Genomic DNA, 13,447 nt, shown 5'->3' with positions numbered 1-13,447 from the left:
GTATTGAAAGAGAGGATTGCCTATGAAAGAATTTGAATTGATGCAAAAGGTGAGAGCCGGAGAGAGAGAAGCTTTTGAAAAATGGATGGACATCTATTCGGGTGACATTGAGCGTTTTGCCGTGCAATTTGGCTGTTCGTTAAAACAGGCGGGCGAAGTGGCAGAGAAAACGTTTAGAAAGTTACATATTCAGCTTGAATCCTTTGACAATGAAGCGTCACTCGTTTGCGCGTTATATAAAAATGTATTAAATAGTCTTGCGTTTGCTCAACGAGAGATTCAGGAAAATGAATCTATTTTAGCATTTAAAGAGGATCAAGAATTGCATGACCAGATTGTGAAACTAGAAATGAGAATAAAAGTGCCATTCATTCTATCGGAATTTCATAAGCTGGATGAATTGGAGATTGCCGCGATTATGGATACGTCTCCAGAGGGAGTTCAACAGGCTATTACAGCGGCGCACAATCAATTGGAAGATGCACAACTAGAAAAGAGGCTAGAATTTCTCGATAAATCATATTTGCGAATGAGGACTTCATTCAGAAAAGAGATGGTTTTTCAGGACCTTGTTAAAAGTTCAACAGAAGTTCGATCTGACAAGAAATCAATAACAAAGAAAGCTCTTTTTTTATGGATAGGTGGTGTTCTTCTACTGGTAATCCTGTTTACTATTTCAGTCGTGACAAGCGAAGAATACAAGAAGTCTTCCGATGAAAAGTACCTAGCACACTTGAACACTTCTTTTGAAAATGAGATGGCAACAAAGTACATGGAACTAGGGCTCGTTGAACCTAAGGGGGAAATGGAAGTATCCTACGGAGATACGTACGGACAGGATGAACGTCAACAGTTTGAGCAGTTAACGAAGAAACTTCAAAAGCAACTAACTAACAATGAAAAAATAAACAGAGAAAATGTGCAGGAACAATACGAAGAAATTATGGGGAATTTGGAATACCCTTCAGAAATGATTGCTAAGCTGCTGAAAAATCCACTAACGGATGACAGGGCTGCTAGCGAGGCGTTTATAAAAGCATATATAAATAAAGTCAATTGGGTTAGTGACTTATATAGGTTTGCATTATTCGAACATAGAGAGGTAATTACTGAAAAACTTGAATATGGAACGATAGATATTGAAAAACTTCTTCTGGAGAAAAATACATACCCAGAAGAAGTTAGAGAAATTTTGGAAGCAATAGGAGACCAAAACATTGGGCTTTTCAATGACTCCGGGAATAAATTCTTTCCGATATATGTTAATAATGAAGTCAGTTTGGCAATACGAGATTCAATTCATGAAGACTTTAGAGGGTATATGACGTTTTTGGAATCGAATTCAATGAACTACTGGGTAGATGGGTCAGAATTCTCTCTAGAAGAAACGCTAAATTATATTATTGAGCTGGAAAATACGTTGCTTGTTGATCAACAAGAGGATATTTCTTACCAAAACGTACTCGGTTTTTATAACAACCTATTTTATGAAGGATTTATTCGAAATGAAGATGGTCGTTTAACGGGGAGTGATGGGAAATTGAGAAAAGAGTACCGTTCAGCTTGGGAAAAACTTGCTAACATAGGAGTAAACTCTCCATCGGCGCACATTATGCAACAAATCGTAAAAGAAATGGAAGAGAGTGACTGGGAGAAGTCAGACAGTTTAGAACGACTCGAGTACCATCATCTCTATGAAGCTGTGGGTCTTGCCAAAAGGGGGGATCTCCATTTATTCACTTTTGAAAGTGTAATACCAGAAAGCGGGAGCGAAGTGGCCATCAATGATCCTGAGTACATTCAAGAAGTTGAAACGACATATTTGAAATTCTCTAGCGGACATCAGCTTAGTACTTTGGCAGGCGTTGAACCGTTAGTCGTGTTCGGCGTCTATCTGTATGCCAATGAACAAGAGGATCCAAAGACGATGTGGCATCTGACTAATTATGAATCTATTTCGCTTACGGAGGAAGAATTCATTACTAATTGGAAGAAACAGAAGTACGACATTGGACAGGCGGATACTTTATACGAGATGGGGACCAATACATTGAATGATGTTCCTATTGTTCCGATTAGTTATACAAAGGGAGGAGACCCTATCTATGACGGTTGGTTAATCTGGGATGAAGGAGTTGAGATATGGTTGATTGAAACAGCTCCGAAAGCCATTGTAGAGCAGTGAATGTGTATGACTATCAGACTGCCGAATTTTTGCTTGCCCTCTGCAAACATGGTATAATTTTAAGTGGCCTTAAGGGCAGAATCGATACCAAAATAGATTGGGAGCTGTTTTAAATGGCGCGAAAATATGAAACGGGAGAAGAGTTTTCCGGCAAAGTGACAGGTATCCAGCCATATGGTGCATTTGTTGCGCTCGATGGTGAAACACAAGGACTTGTCCATATTTCTGAAATAACGTACGGATTCGTGAAAGACATTAATGAATATCTTACTGTGGGGCAAGAAGTGCAAGTAAAAGTGTTGGAAGTAGATGAAGCGGCAGGCAAGATTAGTCTATCAATCCGTGCACTTCAGGAAGCGCCTACTGCAACACGAAAAGACGACCGTCCACGCAAGTCATTACAAGCACGTGTTGACGAAAGCGATGCAGAAGGATTTAACTCATTGAAAGACAAACTGCAAGACTGGATCGAGAAATCAGGCCAATAAAAAATGAGGAAAAAGGCAATTATGCCTTTTTCCTCATTTTTTTAATTTCCGCAACCGGTATTGCAAATTCTGCCTGCTCATACCTAGTGCATTCGCAGTTTTCGTGACGTTCTTATCATTGAGTTTCATCGCTTTTTGTAAATAATACACTTCTGCCTCATGTAAAAACTGGTCAAGCGGCAACAGTTCTTTACCGGGCTGGACTATAAAATCTGCAGCCTGGGTCGGTTCATCGGTGATATCTGCGCTTTTCATTCGAAAATGGAGAGGGAGCAGATCATACGTTATGGTAGTTTCAGTCATCGCCAGAGAAGAGATTTCATCGAGAAGAAATTCGAGCTCGCGCGTATTACCTGGCCATTCATAACCGAGGAAAAGATGCTCCACTTCGGGTGTAATACCTTTAAGAAGTGAACCGTAACGTTCACCCCGTCGTTCCAAATAAGCGGAAATGAACGGCAATATATCTTCTTTCCGTTTTCGCAGAGGTGGAATTCGGATTGTAAATGATGCAAAGAAATAATATAAATCTTTCAATAACGTCCCCGATGCGATCAATTCCACAGGGTCATCCCCGATGCTTGCGATGAATTGCTTCCTGCTGTGAGGTGTTTTTAAAAGTATAGATAGCAGTTTTTGTTGTAAAGGAATGGATAGTAAATCGATTCTTTCGCAAAATAAAGTAAGTGGCTCTGGTACATTCAAATCTTTACCTAATCTACCTATAAGTACTGGGTCTGAACTATGACAGAACAGGGTATAGAATAAGGTGCTGGAAGGTGATGATTCATTATGTATGCTTTCAGCGATAAGATCTTTACCTGTGCCTGTTTCTCCAATTAGTAATACGGGTAATTTTGCTTTCACCGCTTTTTTTGCAGTCGCAATAACCACTTTCATAGGCGGGGAGGATGCAATTATTTGATTGAATGTAACGGGATCACTATTTTTCCGAAAGGGCTGAAGAACGAATTTCTCAAGAGCTGTTACATCTCGGGCTAATTCAACAGCTCCGATGAGCACTTCATTATTAAAGATTGGGTATGTGTCATTGATGGAAGTGATTTCCGAACCGTTCCTGTTCCAGTATGTCTGTTTTACATTTAGTTGTTCCTTACCGCTTTGCAAAACTTTTAACAGTGTACTTTCTTCTTGCTCAAAATTAAACAGTTCCAATATTGAACGGTCACCGACGTCTTCAAGAGCAAGTCCTTCAATTTCTTTCATCTTTTCATTATAGATGACAGTTCGGCCATTTTTCTCAATGGCATGTATGCCAACCGCGGCACGACGCACTGCAAACTCATAAAAAGGGAAGAGTGAATCGTCTATATTCTTCAAAATAATCACCTTCCAAATATTTTTTTTGGAAAACTAATGAATAATGCTTGATATCTGCAACAATCTTTTGCATTATTATATATGTAATCAATTACTAAGTGCAAATTATATTTGCGTTTTACGATTAAAGAGGAGGAATAATATGATTCCATATAAACACGAACCATTCACAGATTTTACTTTAGAAGAAAATAAACAAGCTTTCCTTGAGGCTATGAAAACAGTCGAAGGTTATCTTGGTAAAGATTATCCACTTATCATCGGTGGAGAACGTATTATGACTGAAGAAAAATTGGTTTCTACAAACCCTGCAAATAAAGAAGAAGTAATCGGTAGCGTTTCTAAAGCTAGCAAAGATCTTGCTGAAAAAGCAATGACAATTGCAGACGAAACATTCAACACATGGAAAAAAGTGAAGCCTGAATTCCGTGCCGATGTACTATTCAAAGCTGCTGCAATTATTCGTCGTCGCAAACACGAATTCTCTGCACTTTTAACAAAAGAAGCAGGGAAGCCTTGGAATGAAGCGGATGCAGATACTGCTGAAGCAATCGATTTCCTAGAATTCTATGCACGCAAAATGCTTGAACTGAAGAATGGTATTCCTGTTGAAAGCCGTCCAGGCGAATTCAACCGCTTTGACTACATTCCGCTTGGAGTTGGCGTTATCATCTCACCTTGGAACTTTGCATTCGCAATCATGGCGGGAACGACAGTTGCTGCTCTTGTAACAGGTAATACAGTACTTCTTAAACCGGCATCGACAACACCAGTTGTTGCATACAAATTCATCGAAGTTCTTGAAGAAGCTGGAATGCCAGCAGGCGTTGTTAACTACATCCCAGGATCTGGAGCTGAAGTGGGCGACTATCTAGTTGATCACCCAAGAACACGTTTTGTATCATTCACTGGTTCACGCGAAATCGGAACACGCATCTTCGAACGTGCTGCTAAAGTGAACGAAGGCCAAATCTGGTTGAAACGCGTTATCGCTGAAATGGGTGGTAAAGATACGATTGTTGTTGATAACGAAGCAGATCTAGAGCTTGCTGCACAATCAATCGTTAAATCTGCATTCGGATTCAGCGGACAGAAATGTTCAGCTTGTTCACGTGCTATTATCCACGAAGACGTTTATGACGAAGTTGTAGAACGTGTTGGCGTATTGACGAAAGAATTGACATACGGCGATCCGGCTGAACTATCTAACTTCACTGGACCAGTAATCGATCAGGCGTCATTCGACAAAATTATGAGCTACATCGAAATCGGTAAAACAGAAGGTCGTTTAATCGCAGGAGGAACAGGCGACAGTTCGAAAGGATTCTTCGTTGCACCAACAGTTATTGCGGATCTTGATCCAAAAGCACGTGTTATGCAAGAAGAAATCTTTGGCCCAGTTGTTGGTTTGTCGAAAGCGAAGAGCTTCACTGAAGCTATCGAATTTGCAAATAACACGGACTACGGTCTTACAGGCGCGGTAATTACAAATAACCGTCACCACATCGAACAAGCTCGTGAAGATTTCCATGTTGGTAACTTGTACTTTAACCGTAATTGCACAGGTGCAATCGTTGGTTACCAACCATTTGGTGGATTCAACATGTCAGGTACAGATTCAAAAGCTGGCGGACCGGATTACCTACAACTTCATATGCAAGGTAAAACAACATCAGAAACATTTTAAGGAAATCAGAGGGCGCCTGCTCAAAAATGAATGCAGCCTAGATGCGCCACTTCTTGTGGCGACAGCTGGTTTGAATTATGACCCGAGCGTCTGGCGCCCGTAGTCTGGACACAAAGAAAAGCGCTGTAGTCTAGACACTGATTAACAGACCCATCTATAGGGTGGGTCTGTCTCTACATATAAATGGGGAGGGAAATGTATGACGGTATCAGAAAAAGTAATTGTACAAACAGAGAAATTTGGGGCAAATAACTATCATCCACTGCCAATTGTTATTTCTGAGGCACAAGGAGTTTGGGTAAAAGATCCAGAAGGTAATAAATTCATGGATATGCTTTCTGCATATTCAGCAGTAAATCAGGGGCATCGTCATCCGAAAATTATTCAGGCGTTGAAAGACCAAGCAGATAAAGTAACGCTTACTTCTCGTGCTTTCCATAACGACCAACTTGGTCCATGGTATGAAATGATTTGTGAACTGTCTGGCAAAGAAATGGCACTTCCTATGAACACAGGAGCTGAAGCTGTCGAAACAGCTATTAAAGCAGCGCGTCGCTGGGCTTATGATGTTAAAGGGGTTGCAGAAGACCAAGCAGAAATCATTGGGTGTGAAGGAAACTTCCATGGTCGTACAATGACAGCTGTTTCTTTATCCTCGGATGCTGAATATAAACGTGGATTTGGGCCAATGCTTCCAGGCATCAATCTTATTCCATACGGTGATATTAAAGCGCTTGAAGCTGTAATTACACCGAATACTGCTGCATTCATTATCGAACCGATTCAAGGCGAAGCAGGTATTGTTATTCCGCCAGCTGGTTATATGAAAGCCGCACGTGAACTTTGTAAAAAGAACAATGTTCTATTTATTGCAGATGAAATTCAAGCAGGCCTTTGTCGTACTGGGAAAATGTTTGCATGTGAATGGGAAGACATTGATCCAGACATGTATATCCTAGGTAAAGCACTAGGTGGCGGCGTATTCCCAATATCTTGTGTGCTTGCTGACAAATCCGTTCTTGGTGTATTCAATCCTGGATCGCACGGTTCAACTTTTGGTGGAAATCCTATGGCGTGTGCAGTATCAATCGCGTCTTTAGAAGTGCTGCAAGAAGAAGAATTGGCGAAAAAATCTCTTGAACTCGGAAATTATTTTATGGAAGAGTTAAAGAAAATTGAACATCCGTCGATTAAAGAAGTACGTGGACGTGGATTGTTCATTGGTGTTGAATTGAATGAAGCTGCTCGTCCATATTGTGAAGAGTTGAAAGAGCTCGGATTGCTATGTAAAGAAACACATGATACAGTGATTCGCTTTGCTCCACCACTTATTATTACAAAAGACGAGTTGGACTGGGCAATCGGAAATATCAAAAAAGTTTTCGCAAATTAAATTTTTTAACAATCTAAGTGTTTGATATGTTACAATATATGCATAAAACCATTATGAATCAAAGAGGCGAACCATTAAAATGACTGAAAACCTGAATCTGTTTACGTCTACACAAGCTCTTTTTAAAGATGCACTTGATAAACTAGGCTACGATGAAGGAATGTACGAACTTCTAAAAGAACCACTTCGTATGGTAGAAGTCCGTATTCCAATAAAAATGGACGATGGAAAAGTTAAAGTTTTCACGGGTTACCGTGGACAACATAATGATGCTGTTGGACCGACAAAAGGTGGAGTACGTTATCACCCAGAAGTGACGATAGAAGAAGTGAAAGCACTATCTATGTGGATGACATTAAAAGCTGGTATTGTCGATCTTCCATATGGCGGAGGTAAAGGGGCAATCGTCTGTGATCCACGTGAAATGTCTATGGGCGAACTTGAGCGTTTAAGCCGCGGATATGTTCGTGCCTTAAGTCAAGTTATGGGACCTAACAAAGACATTCCAGCTCCAGACGTCTTCACAAATGCTCAAATCATGGCATGGATGATGGATGAGTACAGCCGAATTGATGAATTTAACTCACCTGGTTTCATTACAGGTAAACCAATTGTTCTTGGTGGATCACAAGGACGTGACCGTGCGACTGCAGAAGGTGTAACAATCATCATCGAAGAAGCAGCGAAACGCCGTGGAATTGATATGAAAGGTGCACGCATCGTAATCCAAGGATTCGGTAATGCGGGTAGCTTCTTATCTAAATTCCTTCATGATGCAGGAGCGAAAGTAATCGGAATTTCCGACGCTTATGGTGCGCTTCATGATCCTGAAGGTCTTGATATCGATTACTTACTAGACCGTCGTGATAGCTTCGGAACGGTAACTACACTTTTCGATAACACGATCTCGAACGAAGAATTACTTGAACTTGATTGCGATATTCTTGTGCCTGCAGCAATCTCTAATCAGATTACTGAAAAAAATGCACATAATATCAAAGCGGCAATTGTTGTAGAAGCAGCAAACGGACCTACAACAGCTGAAGGAACTAAAATTCTTAAAGATCGTGGAATTCTTCTTGTACCTGATGTTCTTGCAAGTGCGGGCGGCGTAACAGTCTCCTACTTTGAGTGGGTCCAAAATAATATGGGCTACTACTGGACTGAAGAAGAAGTACGCGAAAAAATGACGAAAAAAATGGTTGAAGCATTTGAGAACGTATATACAACTGCGGAAACTCGTAATATCGATATGCGTCTAGCAGCCTATATGATTGGTGTTCGTAAAACTGCGGAAGCTTCACGTTTCCGTGGTTGGGCATAACAAGAAAAAGGTAAGGTGACGTAAAGATGCTACAGGTATAAGACGGTCCAGTGAAGTGATATTCTTACCACGCACTGGAGGGATATAGTTCAATTCCTCCCAGCTGACTTATCACCCGCGCGTTTGGCACCTGAAGCCAAGATACTATTACAATAGAAAACTTAAAGGCATCTCCCGGGTATAACGGGAGATGCCTTTTATGCTTTCTCAGGAACCGGTACAATTTCCTCGTGCCGATTTCGCGATTGGTCGAATAACAATCCTAGGTTTAATAAACCAGAAATCCCTATGATGATATAGATAAATCGTGCGAGCGGTTCTGCGAAGCCACCTGCGAATTGTGCCACTACATCGAAACGGAATATTCCTGCCACTCCCCAATTGAGAGCACCGATAATTGTGATTGCTAGGGCTAGTTTATGTACTTTTCCCATTTAGTAACACCTCCTCATTTTATTATGCCCAGGTCCCATTTTTTCAAACGCGGGCTCTTAACGTTGCAAAACATATTATTGTTTCGGATAATGGAAGGGATAGAAGGAGGTAATAAATAATGAATGAATTTGTATTTCATAATCCAGTAAAGCTTATTTTTGGTAAAGGTCAACTTCAGAAACTATCACAAGAACTAGCAAATTACGGTAAAAAGGTGCTTGTCGTTTATGGAGGCGGCAGTATCAAGAGGAATGGCCTGTACGATGAAGTAATGATGATTTTAAAAGAAAATAATATGGAAGTTCATGAGCTTTCAGGTGTTGAGCCGAATCCTCGTGTATCAACTGCGAGAAAAGGTGCTGAAATTTGTAAAGAAAAGGGCATCGACATTATTTTAGCAGTTGGCGGCGGATCAGTCATCGACTGTGTGAAACTTATTGCATCAGCTGCAAAATATGATGGAGATGCATGGGATATTGTAACGAAAAAAGCATTCGTGAAAGAGGCAGTCCCATTTGGTACGGTTTTAACAATTGCGGCAACAGGCTCAGAAATGAATGCAGGATCTGTTATTACTAATGAAGAGACGCAAGAGAAGTTCGGGTGGGGCAGTTTAGCTAGTTTCCCAAAATTCTCGATTCTAGATCCAACTTATACGATATCAGTACCTAAAGATCAAACAATATATGGTATTGTCGATATGATGTCCCATATCTTTGAACAGTATTTTAATAATGCAAAGAATACCCCGGTACAAGATGAAATGTGTGAAGGTGTGCTACGTGCAATAATGGACAATGCCCCGAAACTCGTCGAAGACTTGGAGAGTTATGATTTACGTGAGACGATTTTATTCGCGGGTACAATGGGTTTGAACGGCTTCCTTCAAATGGGTTATCAAGGAGACTGGGCGTCACATGGTATCGAACATGCAGTTTCTGCAGTGTATGATATTCCACATGCTGGCGGACTTGCGATTCTTTTCCCGCACTGGATGACTTACAACGTTAAAGTGGATCCTGCAAGGTTTGCCAAGCTCGCTGTGAACGTATTCGGTGTTGCGCCGGAAGGTAAGACGCAAGATGAAGTTGCGTTTGAAGGAATCGCGCGTCTAAGAGCATTCTGGACGTCCATTGGAGCTCCAGAAACACTTGCTGACTATAACATCGATGATTCGCAACTTGAATTGATGGCAGAAAAAGCAACTGTTAACGGATCGATCGGGAATTTCAGTAATCTTGATAAAAACGATGTTCTGTCGATTTTAAAAGCTTCATTATAAGAAAATGAAAAACGTCACACCGGAGTTATCTCCAGTGTGACGTTTTTGTTATTCCGGGAATTTTGAGCTGACTTGCTTAATTGCATCAGTAGAATTGGACATTTTCCATGTCGACACACCATCATCTTCATCAAAAGAAATTAAAACGTCCCGTACGCCTTTTTGGTTGAGGATAGTAACCATAAGTCGGTCCCGTACATCGTCGACATAGGCGACTGTCTGAGTTGGATCAACTTCTGCGACGATTTCAACATGAAGGAATTCGCCTTCTTTGATAACTTCGATACGTTGAATATCTTTTACATCGGGATCTTCAGCGACGAGAAGGGAAATATGATTGAGCATCTCCTCATCCGTTTCGCCGATAGCACCACGTGCATTTTCGAGAAACACTTTACCGACTACATAGAACATCATCATCCCAATCATAATAGATGCAATGCCTTCTGCAACAAGAAGTCCTAGGAAGTGAGCCAACAGGACGGCTGCAAATGCGAGGAGACCGCCTAATGTTGCGACAAAATCCTCCATGAACACAAGTTTTGTCGCAGGTTTAGCACGGTTAAGATTTTTGAAACCCAACGTAATGGGTGCGAGCCCGCCTTTATCAACCCCTGTTTCATGAAGAATTTCTTTACCCGCCTTATAAAGTACAATGCATTCAAGAATGATACCAATGCCGAGAACAGAGAGGTTTATTATTAAATTTCTCGTTCCGCTTGACTCAGATGGATTCAGGATATGATGCCACCCGCCTATAATGGCCTCATAAGACATGATCCCAACAATAATGACGGCGCCTAGACAAACTAAGTTAACGACACGGCCGAATCCGTTAGGGTATTTTGGGGTAGGTGCTTTTTTCGAAAGAGCAGAACCAATGAAAACAAAAAACTGGTTCGCTGCATCACCGAATGAGTGCATCATTTCCGCAAACAGGGCAACATTTCCTGTGAGGACGAATGCTACGGCTTTTAGGCAAGCGATGAATGTGTTAACGATTGATGCGAGTAGTGAAGGCTTGTTGCCTTCCTTTAGAAGTTTTAGTATGTCTCTCATGATTTTCCTCCATTATGGAAATATTTCGATTTCAACTGATTCGATATAAGGTAGTGTCGACAATTCAATATACAAATTAGACGTATGTCTCTCAGGAAGTGCCAAGAGTCGAAAATTAAGTTCGTGTTGCACTTGAAGATCCCTTGATAGAATTTGCCGAATCCGCAAATTCTTGATTGTCATGCTCTCTTTCTTTAGGTAAACAATGAGATCTTCAATCTTTGATTTATCCGATAGCACTACAATGAAAGAAGCTTCTTTTGTACGCAGTCTTTTTGGACCTAATTTGTCAAGCGCGGGTGCAAGGACTTCGATGACAAACATTACGGCCAGTACAGCAAACGCGGCTTCAATATAAAAACCGGCCCCAACAGCAATTCCGATACTCGCCGCTCCCCAAATCATAGCCGCTGTCGTTAACCCGGTAATACTATCATTACCCCTCCGCAGAATAGCCCCTGCTCCGAGGAAACCGATGCCACTGACAATTTGAGCTGCTAGGCGAAGTGGATCCATAGTAACGTTAATATCATCACGTGCTGGAACGAGATACGCTGCTTCTATAGAGACAACAGTTAGAAGGCAGCTAAAAGTGGCAATAACAGCACTCGTTTTCAATCCAATCGGTTTCTTCTTTATTTCCCTCTCTACACCAATAACTAAACTTAAAACTAAAGCAAGCGCAATTTTAATTAATACTTCTGGATACATTGCTTCATTTGCAATCCAAGTCAAAATGGCTTTCCCCCTCGTAATGACCTCTCTCTAAAACCATGTTATACTTACAACTGTCTATTACCCTAATGAATAAAAATGTAACCTGATTCTTTTTGAAAGTGATGTGTTAGTAATGGAAAAGCCACGTATTCACCCGTACATACCAATTATCATAGGAGTAATATCTGTTGCACTTTCAGCGATTTTTGTGAAACTCGCCACAGCAGACGCTGGAGTAATTGCGTTTTATAGAATGTTCTTCTCTGTTCTGATTATGTTGCCTCTCTTCCTTATGAAATACAGAAAGGAAATATTGACTCTCAGTAAAAAAGATTGGATATTTTCAGCGATTGCAGGAGTGTTTTTAGCCTTTCACTTCATTCTATGGTTTGAATCTTTAAATTACACCTCGGTTGCCAGCTCAACGGTACTTGTTACCTTACAGCCGATATTCGCTTTTGTAGGAACGTACTTCTTCTTTAAAGAGAAGTTGTCGTTCAAAACAATCTTATCAGCTCTTATTGCTGTAATAGGAAGTGTAATTATCAGTTGGGGAGACTTCAAACTAAGTGGCACTGCTTTTTACGGAGATATGCTTGCGTTGATCGCTTGTGCACTTATAACGACGTATCTTCTATTTGGGCAAGATGTTCGTAAACGTCTTTCACTAATTACATACACGTTTGTTGTTTATTCGATAAGCACAATCACATTGTTCTTTTATGTTCTTATCAAAGGAGAGTCATTTGGCCCTTATCCAGGATCTGATTGGTTTTGGTTTATAATGCTCGCACTCATTCCGAATCTGTTAGGGCATACACTCTTTAACTGGGCCATTAAGTGGGTAAGCACTAACGTCATATCGATCGGCATACTGTTCGAGCCTGTTGGAGCAGCAATCCTGGCTTTCTATGTCTTCGATGAAACCTTATCAATGTCTCAAATAGCGGGTGGAATGATTGTAATCGCGGGGATAGTACTCTTCGTAATTGATGGAGAAAAGCTACGGAATAAATTATTTTCGAAAAAGGCTTGATTTTTCATATTGTACTGTAGTATATTAATACATGTCCTCAGGGAGCGAGAAACAACAATGAATAAGAAGTTGAAATAAATGTTGACTCGTTCCGGAAGAGATGTTATATTAAAAGACGTTGCGTTACAGCTTTTGTGAAAACAACAAAAAAGAAATTGAAATTAGTTGTTGACACGAGGTAAACGAAATGTTATGATATAAAAGTTGTCACTGAAAAAACGACAACTACTAAAAACGAAGAATACAAGTTGATTCTTCCTACATGAACCTTGAAAACTGAACAGCAAAACATCAATGAAATACAGCGAGAGCGCTAACGCACTTGAGCAAAACGTTTCTAGTAAGTCGGCTTCGGTCGGACGAAAAAAACACACACTAGAATCTTCGGATTCGGGGGAGGAATTTGATTCCTCCTTAGTCAGCAAGAAATGAGCTATTCATTTTCTTCTATTATGGAGAGTTTGATCCTGGCTCAGGACGAACGCTGGCGGCATGCCTAA

General features: G+C 40.7%; 11 protein-coding genes. 7 read left to right on the top strand and 4 right to left on the bottom strand.

The annotated features are described in order from the left end of the window. The first annotated feature begins 22 nt into the window (after positions 1-22). Positions 23-2,185, top strand: coding sequence for an RNA polymerase sigma factor (locus tag FQ087_RS17970; RefSeq protein WP_149581988.1), 2,163 nt, complete (start codon positions 23-25; stop codon positions 2,183-2,185). Between the two features lie 113 nt (positions 2,186-2,298). Then, on the top strand, positions 2,299-2,673 hold the full coding sequence (gene yugI, locus FQ087_RS17965; protein WP_149581987.1) for a S1 domain-containing post-transcriptional regulator GSP13: 375 nt from the start codon (positions 2,299-2,301) through the stop codon (positions 2,671-2,673). Between the two features lie 33 nt (positions 2,674-2,706). Here the strand turns inward: yugI and FQ087_RS17960 are convergent, their stop codons facing one another. Then, positions 2,707-4,023, bottom strand: a complete 1,317-nt coding sequence (locus FQ087_RS17960; RefSeq protein ID WP_370456087.1) for an AAA-type ATPase lid domain-containing protein — start codon at positions 4,021-4,023, stop codon at positions 2,707-2,709. A gap of 133 nt (positions 4,024-4,156) precedes the next feature. Between FQ087_RS17960 and pruA the strand changes: the two genes are divergently transcribed. The 3 genes from pruA (at position 4,157) to FQ087_RS17945 (ending at position 8,418) form a co-directional block, all read left to right on the top strand. Beyond that, entirely contained in the window at positions 4,157-5,701 is a 1,545-nt protein-coding gene (gene pruA, locus FQ087_RS17955; protein WP_149581985.1) for an L-glutamate gamma-semialdehyde dehydrogenase, read from the top strand. Between the two features lie 199 nt (positions 5,702-5,900). Continuing rightward, complete coding sequence (locus tag FQ087_RS17950; protein ID WP_149581984.1) at positions 5,901-7,094, top strand: ornithine--oxo-acid transaminase; 1,194 nt, start codon at positions 5,901-5,903, stop codon at positions 7,092-7,094. 79 nt (positions 7,095-7,173) lie between these two features. Continuing rightward, positions 7,174-8,418 (top strand): Glu/Leu/Phe/Val family dehydrogenase, encoded by a 1,245-nt coding sequence (locus FQ087_RS17945; protein WP_149581983.1) that lies wholly within the window; start codon positions 7,174-7,176, stop codon positions 8,416-8,418. Positions 8,419-8,615: 197 nt separating this feature from the next. On the opposite strand, the gene FQ087_RS17940 is transcribed toward FQ087_RS17945, so the two are convergent. After that, positions 8,616-8,852: a DUF378 domain-containing protein gene (locus FQ087_RS17940; protein ID WP_149581982.1), complete on the bottom strand. Its 237-nt coding sequence runs from the start codon at positions 8,850-8,852 to the stop codon at positions 8,616-8,618. A 119-nt stretch (positions 8,853-8,971) separates the two neighbouring features. On the opposite strand from FQ087_RS17940, the gene FQ087_RS17935 reads away from it, so the two are divergent. Beyond that, positions 8,972-10,135 (top strand): iron-containing alcohol dehydrogenase, encoded by a 1,164-nt coding sequence (locus FQ087_RS17935; protein ID WP_149581981.1) that lies wholly within the window; start codon positions 8,972-8,974, stop codon positions 10,133-10,135. A gap of 48 nt (positions 10,136-10,183) precedes the next feature. Here FQ087_RS17935 and FQ087_RS17930 read toward each other — a convergent pair whose 3' ends face one another. After that, the gene (locus FQ087_RS17930) at positions 10,184-11,194 is read right to left on the bottom strand and encodes a cation diffusion facilitator family transporter (protein WP_149581980.1); all 1,011 of its coding nucleotides are present in this window, start codon (positions 11,192-11,194) and stop codon (positions 10,184-10,186) included. A gap of 12 nt (positions 11,195-11,206) precedes the next feature. Next, positions 11,207-11,905 carry an MgtC/SapB family protein gene (locus FQ087_RS17925; protein ID WP_188006831.1) on the bottom strand — a complete coding sequence of 233 codons (699 nt, stop codon included), beginning with the start codon at positions 11,903-11,905 and terminating at the stop codon, positions 11,207-11,209. A gap of 139 nt (positions 11,906-12,044) precedes the next feature. On the opposite strand from FQ087_RS17925, the gene FQ087_RS17920 reads away from it, so the two are divergent. Next, positions 12,045-12,947: a DMT family transporter gene (locus FQ087_RS17920; protein WP_149581978.1), complete on the top strand. Its 903-nt coding sequence runs from the start codon at positions 12,045-12,047 to the stop codon at positions 12,945-12,947. Positions 12,948-13,447 lie beyond the last annotated feature (500 nt).

It is taken from the genome of Sporosarcina sp. ANT_H38 (assembly GCF_008369195.1).
Classification (GTDB): domain Bacteria; phylum Bacillota; class Bacilli; order Bacillales_A; family Planococcaceae; genus Sporosarcina.
Note: the sequence above shows the minus strand (reverse complement) of the source record. Positions and strands in the feature narration are given on the sequence as shown.